The sequence below is a fragment of the Paenisporosarcina cavernae genome (genome assembly GCF_003595195.1).
GTDB lineage: Bacteria > Bacillota > Bacilli > Bacillales_A > Planococcaceae > Paenisporosarcina > Paenisporosarcina cavernae.
Window position 1 is genome coordinate 2254289 of sequence record NZ_CP032418.1, and the last position, 16511, is coordinate 2270799.

The 16511-nt window shown below is 39.7% G+C and carries 19 protein-coding genes and 1 other annotated feature; of the genes, 9 read left to right on the top strand and 10 right to left on the bottom strand.

Features of this window, described 5'->3' with window-relative positions; genetic code table 11:
* The first annotated feature begins 88 nt into the window (after positions 1 to 88).
* Both D3873_RS11610 and D3873_RS11615 read left to right on the top strand, forming a co-directional pair.
* Positions 89 to 709, top strand: a complete 621-nt coding sequence (locus D3873_RS11610) for a DUF47 domain-containing protein (RefSeq protein WP_119884162.1) — start codon at positions 89 to 91, stop codon at positions 707 to 709.
* An 11-nt stretch (positions 710 to 720) separates the two neighbouring features.
* Positions 721 to 1719, top strand: coding sequence for an inorganic phosphate transporter (locus tag D3873_RS11615; protein WP_119884163.1), 999 nt, complete (start codon positions 721 to 723; stop codon positions 1717 to 1719).
* 68 nt (positions 1720 to 1787) lie between these two features.
* Here the strand turns inward: D3873_RS11615 and D3873_RS11620 are convergent, their stop codons facing one another.
* Together D3873_RS11620 and D3873_RS11625 are read right to left on the bottom strand one after the other, a co-directional pair.
* Complete coding sequence (locus tag D3873_RS11620; RefSeq protein WP_119884164.1) at positions 1788 to 2423, bottom strand: pentapeptide repeat-containing protein; 636 nt, start codon at positions 2421 to 2423, stop codon at positions 1788 to 1790.
* Positions 2424 to 2434: 11 nt separating this feature from the next.
* Positions 2435 to 2911, bottom strand: coding sequence for a hypothetical protein (locus D3873_RS11625; protein ID WP_119884165.1), 477 nt, complete (start codon positions 2909 to 2911; stop codon positions 2435 to 2437).
* A 146-nt stretch (positions 2912 to 3057) separates the two neighbouring features.
* Positions 3058 to 3265: a binding site (T-box leader), on the top strand.
* Positions 3266 to 3309: 44 nt separating this feature from the next.
* Between D3873_RS11625 and proS the strand changes: the two genes are divergently transcribed.
* Complete coding sequence (gene proS, locus D3873_RS11630; RefSeq protein ID WP_119884166.1) at positions 3310 to 4743, top strand: proline--tRNA ligase; 1434 nt, start codon at positions 3310 to 3312, stop codon at positions 4741 to 4743.
* A 57-nt stretch (positions 4744 to 4800) separates the two neighbouring features.
* On the opposite strand, the gene D3873_RS11635 is transcribed toward proS, so the two are convergent.
* Entirely contained in the window at positions 4801 to 5001 is a 201-nt protein-coding gene (locus D3873_RS11635) for a YwbE family protein (RefSeq protein ID WP_119884167.1), read from the bottom strand.
* A 47-nt stretch (positions 5002 to 5048) separates the two neighbouring features.
* On the opposite strand from D3873_RS11635, the gene D3873_RS11640 reads away from it, so the two are divergent.
* Complete coding sequence (locus D3873_RS11640; RefSeq protein WP_119884168.1) at positions 5049 to 5495, top strand: OsmC family protein; 447 nt, start codon at positions 5049 to 5051, stop codon at positions 5493 to 5495.
* Here the strand turns inward: D3873_RS11640 and D3873_RS11645 are convergent.
* Positions 5492 to 6226: an SDR family oxidoreductase gene (locus D3873_RS11645; protein ID WP_119884169.1), complete on the bottom strand. Its 735-nt coding sequence runs from the start codon at positions 6224 to 6226 to the stop codon at positions 5492 to 5494. The genes D3873_RS11640 and D3873_RS11645 overlap by 4 nt on opposite strands.
* Before the next feature lie 186 nt (positions 6227 to 6412).
* On the opposite strand from D3873_RS11645, the gene D3873_RS11650 reads away from it, so the two are divergent.
* A complete protein-coding gene (locus tag D3873_RS11650) occupies positions 6413 to 7330 on the top strand; it encodes a 3-hydroxyacyl-CoA dehydrogenase NAD-binding domain-containing protein (protein WP_119884170.1) in 918 nt (305 codons plus the stop codon).
* Positions 7331 to 7479: 149 nt separating this feature from the next.
* On the opposite strand, the gene D3873_RS11655 is transcribed toward D3873_RS11650, so the two are convergent.
* The 4 genes from D3873_RS11655 to D3873_RS11670 all read right to left on the bottom strand — a co-directional run bounded on the left by D3873_RS11655 (position 7480) and on the right by D3873_RS11670 (position 10632).
* The gene (locus tag D3873_RS11655; protein ID WP_119884171.1) at positions 7480 to 8535 is read right to left on the bottom strand and encodes an amidohydrolase family protein; all 1056 of its coding nucleotides are present in this window, start codon (positions 8533 to 8535) and stop codon (positions 7480 to 7482) included.
* A 12-nt stretch (positions 8536 to 8547) separates the two neighbouring features.
* Positions 8548 to 9492: a dipeptidase gene (locus D3873_RS11660; protein WP_119884172.1), complete on the bottom strand. Its 945-nt coding sequence runs from the start codon at positions 9490 to 9492 to the stop codon at positions 8548 to 8550.
* A gap of 6 nt (positions 9493 to 9498) precedes the next feature.
* The gene (locus D3873_RS11665) at positions 9499 to 10011 is read right to left on the bottom strand and encodes a GNAT family N-acetyltransferase (protein WP_162920191.1); all 513 of its coding nucleotides are present in this window, start codon (positions 10009 to 10011) and stop codon (positions 9499 to 9501) included.
* Positions 10012 to 10098: 87 nt separating this feature from the next.
* The gene (locus D3873_RS11670; protein WP_119884174.1) at positions 10099 to 10632 is read right to left on the bottom strand and encodes an AAA family ATPase; all 534 of its coding nucleotides are present in this window, start codon (positions 10630 to 10632) and stop codon (positions 10099 to 10101) included.
* Positions 10633 to 10787: 155 nt separating this feature from the next.
* Here D3873_RS11670 and D3873_RS11675 point away from each other — a divergent pair, with 155 nt between their 5' ends.
* On the top strand, positions 10788 to 11531 hold the full coding sequence (locus tag D3873_RS11675) for a CPBP family intramembrane glutamic endopeptidase (protein ID WP_119884175.1): 744 nt from the start codon (positions 10788 to 10790) through the stop codon (positions 11529 to 11531).
* A gap of 122 nt (positions 11532 to 11653) precedes the next feature.
* On the opposite strand, the gene D3873_RS11680 is transcribed toward D3873_RS11675, so the two are convergent.
* Entirely contained in the window at positions 11654 to 12604 is a 951-nt protein-coding gene (locus D3873_RS11680; protein WP_119884176.1) for an ABC transporter substrate-binding protein, read from the bottom strand.
* Between the two features lie 111 nt (positions 12605 to 12715).
* Between D3873_RS11680 and D3873_RS11685 the strand changes: the two genes are divergently transcribed.
* The 3 genes from D3873_RS11685 to D3873_RS11695 are packed head-to-tail and all read left to right on the top strand — an operon-like array spanning position 12716 to position 15416.
* On the top strand, positions 12716 to 13714 hold the full coding sequence (locus D3873_RS11685; RefSeq protein WP_119884177.1) for a FecCD family ABC transporter permease: 999 nt from the start codon (positions 12716 to 12718) through the stop codon (positions 13712 to 13714).
* A 1-nt stretch (position 13715) separates the two neighbouring features.
* Complete coding sequence (locus D3873_RS11690; protein WP_119884178.1) at positions 13716 to 14744, top strand: FecCD family ABC transporter permease; 1029 nt, start codon at positions 13716 to 13718, stop codon at positions 14742 to 14744.
* Positions 14745 to 14756: 12 nt separating this feature from the next.
* Positions 14757 to 15416 (top strand): IucA/IucC family C-terminal-domain containing protein, encoded by a 660-nt coding sequence (locus tag D3873_RS11695; RefSeq protein ID WP_119884179.1) that lies wholly within the window; start codon positions 14757 to 14759, stop codon positions 15414 to 15416.
* Positions 15417 to 15664: 248 nt separating this feature from the next.
* On the opposite strand, the gene D3873_RS11700 is transcribed toward D3873_RS11695, so the two are convergent.
* Positions 15665 to 16456, bottom strand: coding sequence for a 3D domain-containing protein (locus tag D3873_RS11700; RefSeq protein WP_119884180.1), 792 nt, complete (start codon positions 16454 to 16456; stop codon positions 15665 to 15667).
* Positions 16457 to 16511: the final 55 nt, after the last annotated feature.

Sequence of the window (16511 nt, forward strand, 5' to 3'; positions counted from 1 at the left end):
AGAAAAGATATGTCGAATCACTTGATTGTTTGATATGATAAAGGATGTTTCAACTTTCACCAATATATGACAAGTCCAGGAGGCTTTTATGTTCGACTCAAAAAAACCAGATCCTTTTTTCCAATCACTTTTAGACATTGCGAAAAACGTCCAAACCGCAACTCATTATGCTGAAGATTTCAAGGTCGATTCTGTTTCTCAATTGAAAGAATTAAGCTTTAAATTAAAAGAGTTTGAAACGAGTGGTGATACGTTAATCCATGAGTTAACAACGAAACTGAATACATCTTTTATGACACCGATTGAACGAGAAGATATTTTACAACTCGCAGTCAAAATGGATGATATTTTGGACGGGATTGAGCATTTCACAGCACATTTGGAAATGTACTCACTTATTGAGATCGATGACTACATGCGTACGTTTGTTAATTACATCGTGAAATGTACGGATGAAATTGTGAAGGCTATGGAATTATTAATGAAGAAAAAATTATTGGCCATGCGTGATCATGCTGTTTTAATTAAAGATTACGAACGCAAGTGTGATGATGTGTTGCGTTCATCCATCAAAAACTTATTCTTACATGAAACGAATCCAATTCGGATTATTCAATTTAAAGATTTGTATGAACAACTTGAAGATATCGCTGATTATTCTCAAAGTGTGGCAAACACGATTGAGACAATCATTATGCGAAATGCATAGGAGCGATTGCGATGGATTCCATACTCATACTAACTATACTAGTCGTGGTGTTTGCGTTAGCGTTTGACTTTATCAATGGTTTTCACGATACGGCAAATGCTATCGCCACTTCTGTATCTACTAGAGCTTTAACGCCAAGACGTGCCGTTTTATTAGCAGCTGCAATGAATTTCGTTGGTGCATTAACCTTTACAGGTGTCGCAAAAACAATTACGAAAGATATCGTCGATCCTTTTGCTCTGCAAAATGGATCCCTAATTATACTTGCCGCTTTACTTTCGGCAATCGCTTGGAACTTGATCACCTGGTATTTTGGCATCCCTTCGAGCTCTTCCCATGCGATTATTGGGTCGATTGCAGGTGCATCCATTTCTGCAGCGGGTTTTGCTATTTTAAATTACGATGGTTTTATTAAAATCTTAGAAGCACTACTAATTTCGCCTTTTTTAGCATTAACCATTGGATTTATCGTCATGAGTATTTTTAAAGTGGTTTTTAAAAACAACAATTTATATCGAAGCAACAAGGGGTTTCGTTATTTCCAAGTTGTGACCGCAGCACTACAAGCATTTACACATGGGACGAATGATGCCCAAAAAGCGATGGGGATTATTACAATGGCCCTAATTGCAGCCAATTTGCATACAACAGATGATATTCCGTTATGGGTTCGAATTGCTGCAGCTACGGCAATGGGTCTTGGAACTTCCATTGGAGGCTACAAAATCATTAAAACTGTCGGCGGGAAAATTATGAAGATCCGCCCAGTAAACGGAGTAGCAGCTGATTTATCTTCTGCCATGATTATCTTTGGGGCTACAGCAATACATTTACCCGTTTCGACAACTCATGTAATTTCTTCTGCTATTATGGGTGTCGGTTCTGCTCAACGTGTTCGTGGAGTAAAGTGGGGAGTAGCGCGAAAAATTGTGATTACATGGATTATTACACTACCTATTTCCGCTATACTAGCAGCACTCATTTATCAATTATTAGCGTTGTTTTCTTAATACTATTTCCCGGGAAATAGACAGATTTCCCCATAAAAAAGAGGCGGCTATAATGGCCACCTCTTTTTTTAGTTCTCTTCTATCACAATGCCAAGCGTTTTTGCGAATCCTAATGCTTGTTGCTCTGTTACGATGCACCCTTTTAATAATTCAATAGAAACTGTAAGGCTCTCATATGTTGAGGTACTCAAATTCACACCATTCAAGTTGGTTCCTGAAAGATTCACACCATCTAACGTGCACACTTCCAATTCCAGCGATTTCCACTCACATTCGAAAAAATCGACTTCTCGGAATGAAGTGCGTGTCCATTGAGACGCAGTGACTTTGTTAAAACTCATATTGGCATAGTCAGCAATACAACGATCTAATAACGTATGATTCCAACTAGCGTGAGTGAGTGATGCACCGAGCAATTTGCACTCGACAAATTCCACACGATGAAATAGCACATTTCCGAAATGTGCATTCGAAAAATCGCATCGTTCAAAGCGACAGTCGATGAATTCAACTTGATCAAAATGGATGTCTTCTAATGAAAGATCTTGAAACACTATTTGATCAAACTGCAACTTTTCTTCCCAATATTTATCCATCTTCCATTCACGAATGATGCCATTCGAAATATAGTGATCTTCTTCCAACACTGAAGGTAAATCGAGCTCACTTAAACTAGTGGGCAGTTTCGGTTTTACTCGTTTCATCTACTCGCTCCTTACTTGCCTGGTCGGAATCCTTCACTTAGTAAATATTCTTCTGCTTCGTCAAATGACCCAAAGCTTTCTTCTAGGTTCGATCCGTGATACACATTCCATAATGTATCTTCTTCCACAAGCTGTAACGATTGACCTTCTCGGTTCGTCCAGTTTTGATCAATTGTTTCTACTTCTTCTACTACTTCTTCTACTACTTCTTCCGTCGATAGAATCGCGATAGAATCTTCAATCATTTCACGAATTTCCGCTTCCGACGCTTCACGAATATTTACGAGTCCTTTTGCATCTGAATCGTATTTTTTTAGGTCTCCCACAAAGATATATCCATTCCCATTAGGATGTAAATGATGAACGACTACTGTTTTATCATACAAGCTTTTTTCATAATGATAATTCAGACGTTTCATCGATACTTCTTTTTTCGTTAAATCCGTATATGATTCAATAATGGTTTGTTTCTCTTCAAAACTTAACATATGATTCCTCTTTCCCGTCTTAGATGCGCTTATTATACCACAGATAGACCTCCCTTCATTCTCGTCCAAACAAGTTGTGTCTGCTGTCTTCAAAAATATGTTGTTGACACATAATTCTTCTACAGCGTATAATCACTCTCAATACGAAAAACGCGTTGACGAGGGATTAGTAAAGATTCTCGAAGGATTTAGAGAGGAAGCTGAGTGGTGAAAGGCTTCTATCCGCCGACTCTTGAACCTACCTTCTATAGTATGACTATGAAAATAGTTCACGGCGACAGTCGTTATCTTGTAAAGAGTGTGAAGCTTTGCTTCAAATGAGGGTGGTACCGCCAGTTACATCTGGTCCCTCGTTTGTTGCAGAGCTTTTTTTATTCCAATAAAAGAGGTGTTTGGCGATGGCAAAAGAATTTGTGAAAGATGTAACAGCGATGGAAGATGATTTTGCGAAATGGTATACCGATGTTGTGACGAAAGCTGAACTTGTGGACTACTCATCTGTCCGTGGATCGATGATTATTCGACCATACGGCTATGCGCTTTGGGAGAATGTGAAGGAAGCGTTAGATCAGCGCATTAAAGCTACCGGTCATGAGAATGTCTATATGCCGCTCTTCATTCCAGAGTCTTTATTAACAAAAGAGAAGGATCACATCGAAGGATTTGCGCCAGAAGTTGCTTGGGTAACGCACGGAGGGGATGAAAAATTAGCTGAACGTTTAGTTGTTCGTCCTACATCTGAAGTTTTGTTCTGTGAGCATTATTCGAACATCATCCATTCCTACCGTGACTTACCAAAACTGTATAACCAATGGTCGAATGTCGTCCGTTGGGAAAAAACAACACGTCCATTTCTACGAACGCTGGAATTTTTATGGCAAGAAGGTCATACAGCTCACGCTACAGCCGAAGAAGCACAAGAAGAAACCATTCGCATGTTAGAAGAATACGCCTATATTTGCGAAGAATTTCTAGGGATCCCAGTCGTGAAAGGACAAAAAACGGAAAAAGAGAAATTTGCCGGAGCGGATGCAACATATACGATTGAAACGCTAATGCATGATGGAAAAGCACTCCAATCTGCAACATCTCATAATTTCGGTGACGGCTTTGCAAAAGCATTCAACATTCAATATTTAAACAAAGATGGAAAACAAGCGTATGTTCACCAGACTTCGTGGGGATTTACCACACGTGTCATTGGCGCACTGATTATGGTACACGGTGACAATCGCGGATTAGTTATTCCGCCTCGTATCGCACCAACACAAGTGATGATTGTGCCAATCGCACAACATAAAGAAGGTGTGTTAGATTATGCGTATGCGTTAAAGAATAGTCTAGCTAGCTCGATTCGAGTAGGAATTGATGCGAGCGATAAAAAACCAGGTTGGAAGTTCAATGAATATGAAATGAAAGGTATTCCACTTCGATTAGAAGTCGGTCCGAAAGATATCGAAGCAGGTCAAGTTGTCTTAGCACGTCGCGATACAGGAGAAAAAATGACAGTTGCTGCAGACCGAGTGAAAGAAGTAATCCATGTATTACTCGAGACAATTCAACGAGATATGTTTGATAAAGCGTTGGAGCATCGGGAAGCAAATACCGCATCCGTCACTTCTTACGAGGAATTTGTCACGTTATTTGATGGGAAAAACCCTGGATTTGTAAAAGCAATGTGGTGTGGAGAACGTGCATGTGAAGATAAGATAAAAGAAGAGACTTCCGCAACAAGTCGATGCATTCCATTTGAGCAGGAAAGCATTGGTAACACATGTGTTTGTTGTGGAAAAGAAGCGACCAAACTCGTCTATTGGGCAAAAGCATATTAGATTTTTGAAGCGACAAGCCGCTATTCTAATGGCAGTTTAGCGGCACGTCATTTCTATTTACTGCTCCAAAATATCGCATACCCGACCGATTTGGTCATCTTCTAACCGGACTTTTATACCATGTGGATGAAACGAAGCATTTGTGAGTAAATCTTTTACAATACCTTCCGTTTTCTCCCCAGTTCGTTGATGGGCTTTTAAAATAATATTCACTTTTGTACCAGGTTTCACATCGGATCTGTTTTGTCCGTTTTTCATGAGGCAACTCCCCTTTTGTATATAAATAAACACAACGAGGTGACATAATGGTTCGTCATTCATTTACCGTATCATCTAACTGGCCAGGTCGTCGAAACGACGTAGGAACAATAAAGGCTGAGCGTCTACAAACAAGTATTTCCATCCCTCCTGAAATGGACGGTCCAGGAATCGGCACAAATCCTGATGAAATGCTCCTAGGTGCCGCAGCAACTTGCTACATTATTACGTTAGCAGCCATGCTAGAACGAAGCTCCATTGAAAAAGAGTCCTTAACGATGGAATCAGAAGGCATTGTAGATGTCACAAATGGTGTTTTCACATACGAAAAAATTATTCATCGACCGCACATTGTTCTTCCAACTGGCACAACCGAAATAGACCGAAAGAAAGTGGAACGATTAGCTAAGAAAGCGGAAACGTCCTGCATGATTAGTCGCGCCATTGCCGGAAATGTTGCACTCGAACTTCATGCAACTATTGATGTCATTTAGTGCTCGTAAATCATTTTCCGAGTCATACCGCCATCCACAACTAAATTTGTTCCTGTCACAAAATCATTTTGCGGATCGGTTAAATAAAGACATGCCTTCGCAATATCCGAAGGTTTCCCTACTCGATTGGATAAATGCTGTTCATGATCTACCTTACGCAGATCTTGGTAATCATTTACTTCGATCCAACCAGGGGAAATCGCATTTACTGTTATAGAATAATCCGAAAGCGTGACAGAGAGCGCATGTGTTAAGGCGACAATTCCACCTTTCGTGGCAGAATAGGCTTCCGTGTTTGCTTCTGACATAAGTGCTCGAGTCGAGGCAATGTTTACAATTGAGCCCCCACTCTTTTGCTCCTTCATGACTTTTGCAACAGCTTGAGAACAGACGAAGACACTGCGTAAGTTGGTTTGAATGATTTCTTCCCAATTTTCTATAGTCATGTCGAAAAAGTTCATAAACTTACTAATGCCTGCATTGTTGACTAACACATCAATTTGTCCATATTCTTTTTTCACTTGCTTTACTAATCTATCCACCTCTTGAGGATCTTTCACATCTGTCGGAATGAAAGTCGATCCTATTAAGTGAGATTCTGTCTCTTTTCCGTGTTTTTCATTCACATCCGCAACAATTACTTGAGCACCTGCAGCTACGTATGCCTCTGCAATACCTCGTCCAATGCCGTGCGCTCCACCAGTGACAATCACTACTTGACTATTTGGCATAGTTTAATCCCCTCTCGTTAGTATCTCCGTTATGACAATAATTGCGACGACAACAATAAATGCTAGTATATAAAACCAAGTCGGCACTCCGCTAAAACTAAACATCGCAAACTCCCCTCTCATAAGACGCTTTTCCATATGATATCATGAAATCATCGAAAGAAAGGGTGACAAGAGTTGAATGAGATGAAACGTATCGCAGTTGTGGGAGCTGGCACAATCGGATTGTCATGGGCAACATTATTTGCCACGAAGGGTTTTCGAGTCTTTATTTATGATCCTAGAAATGATCTGAAGGAAGTATTTGAAGAGTACGTTCAGAGTATCAAACCCACTTTGGAACTCCTTGAGTTACCAACCGAAGAATGGGTGCAGCATATTACGTTAAGTACGTCACTTGAAGAAGCGGTTAAAGATGCACAAATTATCCAAGAAAACGGACCAGAAAATTTAGCATGGAAACAGCAATTGTACGCGGAAATGGAGCAATTCGTTGCGCCGGACACCTTGTTTTTATCTTCCAGCTCAACTTTAGGTGCAAGTGATATTGCCGAGAAAATGCAAATGCCTGGTCGAATGCTCATCGGACATCCGTTTAATCCACCTTTAGTGATGCCACTCGTGGAAGTTGTGCCTGGAAAATCTACTTCTCAAGACTCGGTAGAATCAGCGATGACGTTTTATGCATCACTTGGGAAGAAGCCACGTTTGATTCAAAAAGAAGTATTTGGATTCGTGGCGAATCGTTTACAGTTTGCCATGCTTCAAGAAGCAATGCACTTAGTCGATTCAGGAGTCGTCTCGATGAATGATTTAGATGAAATTGTGAAAGATTCGATTGGACTGCGTTGGGCTGTTACTGGACCTATGCTCGGAATGCATCTCGGTGGAGGTCAAAGTGGAATGGAAGCATTTCTGCGTCACTTAGGAACAACAATGGAACGAACGTGGCGAGAACAAGGCGATGTCGTTTTAGACGATGAAACCATTAAACGCTTAGCGGAAAAATCGTTAGGTGCTTATGGGCATCGAACGATTGCAGAGCATGGACGTGCGCGCGATGAATTGCAGATTGAATTTTTAACAAAACGACGTGAGAAATAGTAGTTCTTAAGTTGATGTGTCGAAATGATGTGAACAGAGGCACATGTGGTGTGCGATTCCCGAAGATTTTGTGCGATACAGGGTAAAGTTGGTGCGATAGTTACGCGTTAAATAATCTACATAAAAAAGACACGAATTACTCGTGTCTTTTAATTTTCATTTTCTAACAACCATTTGTTTGCTTCCATTTTGAATAGCTTCATCGATACTTTTCTTTCGCCACGATTAATTAAACTGTCATGAATTCGCTGTTTCTGAGAAGCGGTCATTTCTTGTGCATAAATCATTTCATATGCATTGTACTGTGTAATTCGATCTCTTGTTTCCGCGCGAAGCAAGTCGCTCGTTTTCTGCATTGCTTGTAACGACTGCTCCATGCCAACTTCATAACCTGAATCGCTTCCAAGTACCCAACGATTAGGATATTTCTCCATTAGGGGAATAAAATCTGATAGTTCATAGGAGGATGCTTCATTATAATCTGTAAAACCTGCGAAAAAGTCTAGCATAATATTCGGTCGAGTTTTTAACAAGTCTTCTAAATCATCTAAAGACGAGAAAACATTTGCATGTGCTAAAATAATCGTCGTATTTGGATGTTTAGCTGCTGCTAGCTTTAGTTTTGTTAGTTGAAACGTATTTAACGGGTCAATGTGTATCAGAACAGGAACATCATATTGCGCAGCCAATTCATAAATCGCCGGCAAGTTGCCATCGTAAGCATTTTTTGCTTTCCACTTAGCGTCAGAGAAAGCGGAGTACGTGGATGCTACGAATATTTCGCCAATAAATGGAACACCTTTTTCAAGCTGATCACGGAGGTAATCTTCACCATTTGAACCTTTTCGTAAAGGAAAGCCAGAAATCGAAGGAATAATGGCATCTGGATATTTTTCGTAATAGTTCCAAGCAACTCGATCTGTCGCGACCGCTTTCGGATCGGAGACTGCTCCAAACAATACGGTTCGTGTCACGTCGTGATCTTTCCAAAGCTGGATGGTTGGTGGAACAAAGTGAGTATCACTCGATAGGACCGGTGACAGCGTTGACGCATCATGATTATGAATATCAATAATGCCTTTTTTCTCAGGAAGCTGTAAATCCCCTGCTCGTTTAGAGACGATTTGTATGTCCGTACGATTCATGGCCAAACAAACGAGCAGCATGCTTGAAAAAAGGAGAAAAAGAAATATTTTTTTTGTCATTCTACTCTTCTCCTAACGTTGATTCTCCAAAAAATGAGTATCTAAATACTGTAAAAAGTTAGCTTCGCAAATAGCCTTAACCTCTTCAGTCGAAAATACTTCTTGAAGTTTCGCAATGAAAGAGGGTGTATCTGACGCATTCTCTAAGCCCTCAATAAAAATCGTAATGCCATCAAAATCTGACCCTAGCCCTATTTTGTCGACACCAATAAGGGAAACGATATATCGAGCATGATTCACTAAATCATCTTGTGTTACCGTTTCACTTTGATCGTTTGTGAATAACGGATAAAACACTAAATGAATATGTCCTCCAGAACGAGACAGCGCAAGTAGTTGTTCATCTGTTAAATTCCTCGGATGATCACAGAGTACTCGTGCATTCGAATGACTGGCGATGATGTGATTTGCTTGGCTGATTACATCCCAGAAACCCGCCTCATTTAAATGCGATACGTCTACAATAATTTCTTTTTCATTTAAAAGATGAAGCACTTCATTGCCAAAAGGAGTAAGCCCTTTCGACGGATCTTCTAACGCCCCAAAACCGACGGCATTTTCAAAATTCCATGTTAGCCCAACAAGCTTTACGCCTGCTTGAAGAAGTGCAGAGAGTTTGCCAATATCTGTACCTATTGCGTCACAACCTTCGAGTGTTAACACTGCACCAATTTGGTCTTCTTGTAAAAGGGAGATCTGTTTCCAATCGGTAATAAACACCATTTCGGGATTTGGAGCTAACACATGCGTGTGGAAAAATTCCACTTGTCGTAGTGCTTCTAAAAACTTTTTCTCATCCGGTACGGAAGGATCAACGAAAATTGCAAAAAATTGAAGGTTTACTCCAGCTATTTGAAGTCGTTCTAAGTTTGCTTGTAATCGCGGATCATCTCGAAACCGCATGTCTCCGTCTGCTTGAGATAATTGATAAAGAACATCACAATGCAGATCGATCATGAACGATCACCTCCGTTGAATAAATAAGTTCATATGCCATTCGTCGATAAATCTATCGTTATTCTTCATTGATTTCTCTTCAAGTCCCCACTTAACAAACCCTATTTTTTCATATAGGCGTATTGCTGGAACATTTGTCGAGACGACTGTAAGATCTAGTACCTCTACTTCTGAATTTTGTTCTATGTAAGAGATTAATGTCTGCATGATCGCTTCTGCGATTCCTTTTCCTCTTGCAGATGGTGTGACATATACGCCAAAAATGGATGCTTTATGTTGCAGTTTCGGCATCGTTTGAAACGAGACAATGATATTCCCGATTAACTCACCATCTTGGAAAGCACCAAATGTCTTCGCACTATTACTACTTAAAATATCCGCTACTCGCTGAACCGGATTTTCACGCATTACTGCTTCTTCGTATGAAGTAGCAAAACTTTCTGGACTTTCTTGTAGTGCTTCTAACCGAAGCTTCCAATAAGCAGAAGCATCTTCTGCTGTTAAGATTCTAGTTTGCACAACCATTCCCCCTGTTGACTAAATTAGTATTAGTATAGCGAAAGTAGAACGATAACGGAGAAAATTTTGGAAAGATGAACCAATTCTTTATCCTAAGAAATTTAATTTTTCCAGAATAGAATCCGTAATATCATCAATAGATTGATTTTCTGTCTGAATATATTTTCCAAAATTGTTCATTTTGTATGCTTCCAAACACAGTTCCGTTTGTTGAAAACACCAATTACCTTCTTCCTCCCCTCGTTGCTTCAACCTTTTGAAAATCGTATCTTTTGTAGCAGTTAAGCAAAAATGAAAGGTGTTCGTATCGATTAAAGAAAATCCATGGAATATATAATGGAAATACTCAGGATTTCGAATTGTCATAGGCACTATTAAATTAACCTTGTATTCTTCGACTATACGACGTGCAGTAGTCACCGTTAATTCTTTCCAAAGATTTAAATCTTGGAAGTCACCTGACTCTGATTCTTTCATTTTTATCGAATGCGGTAGAACATTACGTAACATGTATCCGATTTCTTCCGGATCAAATATCAAACTATTTTCTAAAAGCTCATTTAAGCGATTTGAAATAGTTGTCTTTCCCACTCCAAATGCTCCATTAATCATCAAGATCATTTCATAACCTCCTTGAATTTTTATCTTTTATACTTACACATTTAGTAAAGACGGTACACCAACTAAATATGATTCATTCCATAATTATCTGAAACTTTTTTGCTTCGTTACCGGTATAGAGTAGTGTGAAAGATATATAAGGAAAGGATGAGGATATGAAGAAATCACCAAAAATGTGGTGGAAAATTGTTGGGTTAGAATTACTCATTATTTTCTTTTTCTCTGTAAATGGAGCATATGCTTCCATTACTAACCAGACGAACGCTTTTTTAATGTATCTAGGATTAGTGCCGTTTGCGATTGGAATAGCTATTTACCTGTGGAGGTCGAAAGGTAATCCTTACTTTAAAGACATTGGCCGTTCATTCAAGCAGGACCGTCTATTCCTTTGGGCACCATTAATACTTCTACTAGGGATTCTTGTCATTGGAAATGGCGGAATTCGAGAAACATCCTTTTCAGAAGTTCTACTTGTTTTTGTCACTCAGCTTTTAATTGTGGCATTCATTGAAGAAATCGTTTTTCGTGGATTTATGATACATATTTTATTATCAAAAGGCTTTAAATTAGCAGTATTGGTATCAAGTATATTTTTTGCTCTCACACATTCCTTACAGCTTTTAGGTGGTCAATCATTAGAGGAAACAATTTTTCAAATCGCATATGCATTTTTAATAGGAATGGTTCTTGCTCTTTTAGTGATTCAAACGAAATCGATTCTTTTTGCGATTATTTTTCACGGATTGAACAACTTTTTGCTTATCATTTCAGAAAATAATGGACCAAGCATTTACAATTATGCGATTATCGTTGGACTAATCGTTTACGCTACTGTCCTATGGCGAAAAGCAGAGAGAAAAGCTCAACATTTCGTGTCACCAGTGAGTACGAACACTTAATAATGCATACACTCGATTTCTATCAAAAAAAGACTTCCAGTTCACACTTGGTAGTCTTTTTTCATTCATTTCAAGAAAAACTCGCCAAGAAGAGTAGCTCCTCTTTGACGAGTTTCAAATTGTTACTTTAATTCAAAATATTTTTCGATATCGTCTAACATTAGGTTCGCCGCTAAATACCCACCTGCTGTATTCCAAATCGTATCACTCACTTCGTATACTTGTCCCGCTTTTGCCACTTCTAAGTTTTGGAATAACGGGTCATTGAGCCATTCTTCTTCCACTTTCGATGCTTCTTCATCTCCAGTTTCGTAAGTGAAATAGAACATAATATCGCCATCCATCGCTGGAATGCGTTCTTTCGTAACACCTTTTTCCGCAAAATCATTCATGCTTTGATCTCCAGGACGTGCAAATCCTAATTGATCAAGAATAATCCCAGAGAAAGAATCTTTGTGATAAATACGTACATCACCAGCTAAGAAACGTACAACAGATACTTCTTTCGACGTTTGATCGCCTAGAGCAGCTTTTATGTCTTCAATACGAGTATCGTATTCAGCCATTTTTTCTTTTCCTAACTCTTCTTTATTCACTGCTTTTGCATATAATTCGAAGTTTTCTTTCCAATCACCTTTTAACGTTTCCGCAAATATTGTTGGTGCAATTTTCGTTAATTGTTCATACACTTTTTCTTGGCGTAATTTATTTCCGATAATCAAATCTGGTTTTAACGCAGCAATTGCATCAAGAGAAGGCTCTGATTCTGTTCCAACCGTCTTTACATCTGCCATTTGATCCGCAATATGCTCATACCATGGGTCTCCCACCCACGATTCCACTGCTCCTACAGGCGTTACACCTAGTGCAAGTAGCGCTTCTGTTCCTTCATTTGTTAAAATAACGACACGCTTTGGTTCACCTTTAATAGTCGTTTCGCCCATTGCATGCGAAACTGTATAGCTTTCTTCATTTGTATCAGAAGTTGTTTCGTCTTTTTCTTCCGTATTGCCACATGCTGCTAAGACTAGCATCACGATTGATAGCCAAACAAGTAGTGAATATTTTTTCATGATTGGTCTGCTCCTTTGTGTTAATTGAGAATGAAAATCATTTACAGTCGTTACTTTACGTGTTACGATTTTATTTGTCAACAAAGAAAATAAATTTTTGGAGTTTTTTATATGTTACATACAACTTTCGCAAGAAGTACCGGACTAGTGGTAGGCATAATCGTTATCTTTGCTTGCATGTGTGCGAGTCTCGTTTACGGCTACACGAATACAACATGGATGGATGCGTATCAATCATTTGTCGCGACGAATGATTCTAATATACATATTATTATTCAACAAGTTCGACTACCCCGCGCTATCGTGGCAGCTCTAGTAGGGATTTGTTTAGGTGTTTCCGGTGCAATTTTACAGTCTATAACGCGAAATCCATTATCCTCACCTGGAATTTTAGGAGTGAACGCTGGAGCAAGCTTTTTCGTCGTAGTTGGCGTCGTCTTCTTCTCCGTTCAGAGTTTACAAAGCTTCATGATGCTTAGTTTTGTGGGGGCCTTCATTGCCTTTGCTTTCGTATATTTATTAAGTAGTTTTGGACGTGAAGGACTAACGCCATTAAAACTTACTTTAGCTGGTGCAGCAATTAGTGCTTTGTTTTCTTCCTTTACTCAAGGCATGCTCGTGTTAAATGAAACTGCTCTTGATCAAGTGCTTTTCTGGTTAGCAGGTTCTGTTGCGAATCGTCCGATTGAAATGGTGTTGATAGTATTGCCTTACGTCATTGTGGCGTTGATCCTCGTTTTTATTCGTGCGAAAGAGTTGAATGTATTAAGTATTGGGGATGATGTGGCAACCGGTCTTGGTCAAAAAACTGGCTGGATTAAATTTTTCTTCGGTTTGTTTGCCGTCGTTTTAGCTGCTGCCTCGGTTGCGGTAGCTGGACCGATTGGCTTTGTAGGAATCATTATTCCTCATTTAGTGCGTTCGCTAGTCGGAATCGATCATCGATGGGTGTTGCCATACTCAGCTATTGGCGGAGCAATTTTATTACTTCTCGCAGACATTATTGGTCGTTATGTGCTCATGCCACAGGAATTACCGGTAGGTGTCATGACTGCATTAATTGGCGTTCCTTTTTTCATCTATGTAGCGCGCAGAAAGTTGGGTGTTTAACATGGGGCGTAAATTTATCGCATTCTTTCAACAACGCTCACCAAAAGTATCCATTATGTCTGTGTTCCTTCTCGTTCTAATTGTTTCCATTTTATCAGCAGGTTCTGGAGAATTTGTGATTTCACCAATACGTGTTATTCAAGGTCTCTTAGGCTATGGGGATGAGCTTGATCAAATTATCTTACTTGATTTCCGTTTACCTCGAATTGTCATGGCCATTTTTGTCGGGATGGGCTTAGCTGTTGCGGGGGCTATTTTACAAGGAATTACGAAAAACCCGTTAGCATCACCTGATTTAATCGGTATTACTGCCGGAGCATCTTTTGCAGTAGTCCTTTTTTTAACGTTATTCTCTGATAGCAATAACGCATTAACCGTCAGCATTCAGTGGCTACCACTTTTTGCATTCGTAGGGGCAACAGTGACAGCGATTCTGGTCTTTTTATTATCATGGAAAAACGGCATTGCTCCATTTCGAATGCTGTTAATCGGGATTGCCGTCGCAGCATTTATGCAAGCAGGCACAACCGTTTGGATGTTATTAGGACCAATCTATCAAGCAAGTCAAGCTACCATTTGGACAACCGGAAGTATATACGGAGCGAACTGGTCGCAAAATCTTATATTAGTGCCATGGGTTGCCATTTTCATCACACTCTCGTTATTATTACACCGCCAAATGAATATTTTGGCGTTAGGAGACGACATTGCCGCGGGCGTTGGTTCGAAAGTTCAACTGAACCGAATTATCTTACTTCTATTAAGTACAGCGTTAACAGGGATTTCCGTCTCGTTTGCAGGTGGCATTGGCTTTGTTGGGCTGATTGCTCCTCATATTGCACGTCGGATTGTTGGTCCGAAATTCGTACCGTTAGCTATTTTCAGTGCTGGAATCGGGGCGTTACTCGTTGTCATCGCTGACTGGATTGCTCGCGTGGCATTTGCACCAACCGAAGTTCCCGCTGGAATTTGGACAGCTGCTGTCGGGGCACCTTATTTCATCTATTTACTGATTAAACAACGGAAGTAAGGAGGTTTTCACATGATCACGGAGCAGTTTTTACAAACTGAAACTAGATGGGGCGCGCCAACTCAGGACGCTATTTTGTTTCATTGGAAAGATTTATTTCATGATGAGAAGTTGTCTTCGTTATATGCAGAACTCCAATCTACTTTTGGTTATTCCTCATTACCTGCGGCCGTCTCCGTCGTGGGTAAGCGCATTGGCTATTCAACGACGCTAATTCTTCTCATGAAAACACATGCAGTAAAATCGATTCGTCTTGAAGAGGTTGTGATGTATTGGAACGCGACTGAAAGAGACTGGATTCCTACATACTATTTCCCAATTGATGCTCCTCGGAATGAAGAGCCTCTTGCGGAGTGGGTCATTTCTCATTTACTTGAATCACAATTGCTGCCATTGATTAACCAATTAGCGAAAACTAAAGGTGTCTCCAAATACGTTTTGTGGGAAAATATTGCCGTCTATTGGAGATGGTTATATGTAGAGAAATTTCAAGAACCTACAATTTTTCAGGAACTATCGAACATACCTGCTGAACACTTTGGAATAAAAGAAAATCCGCTTCTCTCCTATGATCGGCAATTAGCTAAAATAGGCAAGCGCCGCACGTGTTGTCTTTCCTATATGAATACGAAAAATAGTAGTTATTGTAAAACTTGTCCTTTAAACAGATAGTCAGAATTTTGATGTTCGTGGTATTTAATGGATATTTAAACGATAGAACTCAAAAGTTGCGCGATAGAACTCAAAAGTTGCGCGATAGAATTAAAAAGTTGCACGATAGAATCCAAGAGTTGCAAGATAGAATTTCTCTTAATATATGCGTTACATGAATACGGGTAATAAAAGGAATTCCGAAAAACCTCTCTTACTCTCTCATTCTTCGCAAAAAAAGATGAGCCCATTTGGACTCATCTTTTCTATTAGTCTAAAATTTTAACTGAAATTGTTTTGCGTCCCCAATTAAGTGCAGCACCTTTGTCTGCGATGAAGACATCAATTTTGTTCCCTTTAATTGCTCCGCCAGTGTCTCCAGCGATTGCTTCACCATAACCTTCAACCCATACACGTGATCCAAGTGGAATGACGTTCGGGTCAACAGCGATTACTTTCATGTTTGGATTGGCACGTAGGTCAATTCCAGTTGCCGTTACGCCTGAACATCCCGAACAAAATGCTGTGTAAGCTGTTGCCGAAACGGTAATCGTTTGCCCAGCTTGATTAGCAGCAGATGGTGAGGATGATGTAGTAGAGGCTTTTGAAGCGGTGGATGCAGTTGTAGCTGTCGCGTTTGCATTGCTGTTAGCATTTGAAGACGCTTTTGCTGCTACCGTAGAGGCACCTTTTACTTTTTCACCTTCGACATATAATTCTTGGCCAGGAATGATTAAGCTATCTGTTAATTCATTCCACGTCATTAACTCGTTAAGAGAAATGTCGTTTTCTAAAGCGATGTCGATTAGCGTATCGCCTTTCACTACTGTATATTTTTTATAATCTTCTTCTAATTTAAGTTCTTGTGAAGGTAAGATTAAGGACGACTCTAAGTCGTTCCATTTTTGAAGGTCTCCGACACTTACTTCGTTATTTTTGGCAATCGACCAAAGAGTGTCACCTTTTTCTACTGTATACGTAGCTTCTGCAGCGGAAACTTGGCTTGCTGCTCCTACTATTAATGCTGAAATTGCAGTTAGTGCAATAATTTGTTTTTTCATGTACTGAAATTCCTCCTTTTGACTAACGAGGTTCATCATACCACCTGCATATAAC

Excerpts from the sequence above, each read along its gene's own strand:
- D3873_RS11610 (WP_119884162.1), top strand. The coding sequence starts at position 89 with ATGTTCGACTCAAAAAAACCAGATCCTTTTTTCCAATCACTTTTAGAC.
- D3873_RS11615 (WP_119884163.1), top strand. The coding sequence starts at position 721 with ATGGATTCCATACTCATACTAACTATACTAGTCGTGGTGTTTGCGTTA.
- D3873_RS11620 (WP_119884164.1), bottom strand. The coding sequence starts at position 2,423 with ATGAAACGAGTAAAACCGAAACTGCCCACTAGTTTAAGTGAGCTCGAT.
- D3873_RS11625 (WP_119884165.1), bottom strand. The coding sequence starts at position 2,911 with ATGTTAAGTTTTGAAGAGAAACAAACCATTATTGAATCATATACGGAT.
- proS (WP_119884166.1), top strand. The coding sequence starts at position 3,310 with ATGGCAAAAGAATTTGTGAAAGATGTAACAGCGATGGAAGATGATTTT.
- D3873_RS11635 (WP_119884167.1), bottom strand. The coding sequence starts at position 5,001 with ATGAAAAACGGACAAAACAGATCCGATGTGAAACCTGGTACAAAAGTG.
- D3873_RS11640 (WP_119884168.1), top strand. The coding sequence starts at position 5,049 with ATGGTTCGTCATTCATTTACCGTATCATCTAACTGGCCAGGTCGTCGA.
- D3873_RS11645 (WP_119884169.1), bottom strand. The coding sequence starts at position 6,226 with ATGCCAAATAGTCAAGTAGTGATTGTCACTGGTGGAGCGCACGGCATT.
- D3873_RS11650 (WP_119884170.1), top strand. The coding sequence starts at position 6,413 with ATGAAACGTATCGCAGTTGTGGGAGCTGGCACAATCGGATTGTCATGG.
- D3873_RS11655 (WP_119884171.1), bottom strand. The coding sequence starts at position 8,535 with ATGACAAAAAAAATATTTCTTTTTCTCCTTTTTTCAAGCATGCTGCTC.
- D3873_RS11660 (WP_119884172.1), bottom strand. The coding sequence starts at position 9,492 with ATGATCGATCTGCATTGTGATGTTCTTTATCAATTATCTCAAGCAGAC.
- D3873_RS11670 (WP_119884174.1), bottom strand. The coding sequence starts at position 10,632 with ATGATCTTGATGATTAATGGAGCATTTGGAGTGGGAAAGACAACTATT.
- D3873_RS11675 (WP_119884175.1), top strand. The coding sequence starts at position 10,788 with ATGAAGAAATCACCAAAAATGTGGTGGAAAATTGTTGGGTTAGAATTA.
- D3873_RS11680 (WP_119884176.1), bottom strand. The coding sequence starts at position 12,604 with ATGAAAAAATATTCACTACTTGTTTGGCTATCAATCGTGATGCTAGTC.
- D3873_RS11685 (WP_119884177.1), top strand. The coding sequence starts at position 12,716 with ATGTTACATACAACTTTCGCAAGAAGTACCGGACTAGTGGTAGGCATA.
- D3873_RS11690 (WP_119884178.1), top strand. The coding sequence starts at position 13,716 with ATGGGGCGTAAATTTATCGCATTCTTTCAACAACGCTCACCAAAAGTA.
- D3873_RS11695 (WP_119884179.1), top strand. The coding sequence starts at position 14,757 with ATGATCACGGAGCAGTTTTTACAAACTGAAACTAGATGGGGCGCGCCA.
- D3873_RS11700 (WP_119884180.1), bottom strand. The coding sequence starts at position 16,456 with ATGAAAAAACAAATTATTGCACTAACTGCAATTTCAGCATTAATAGTA.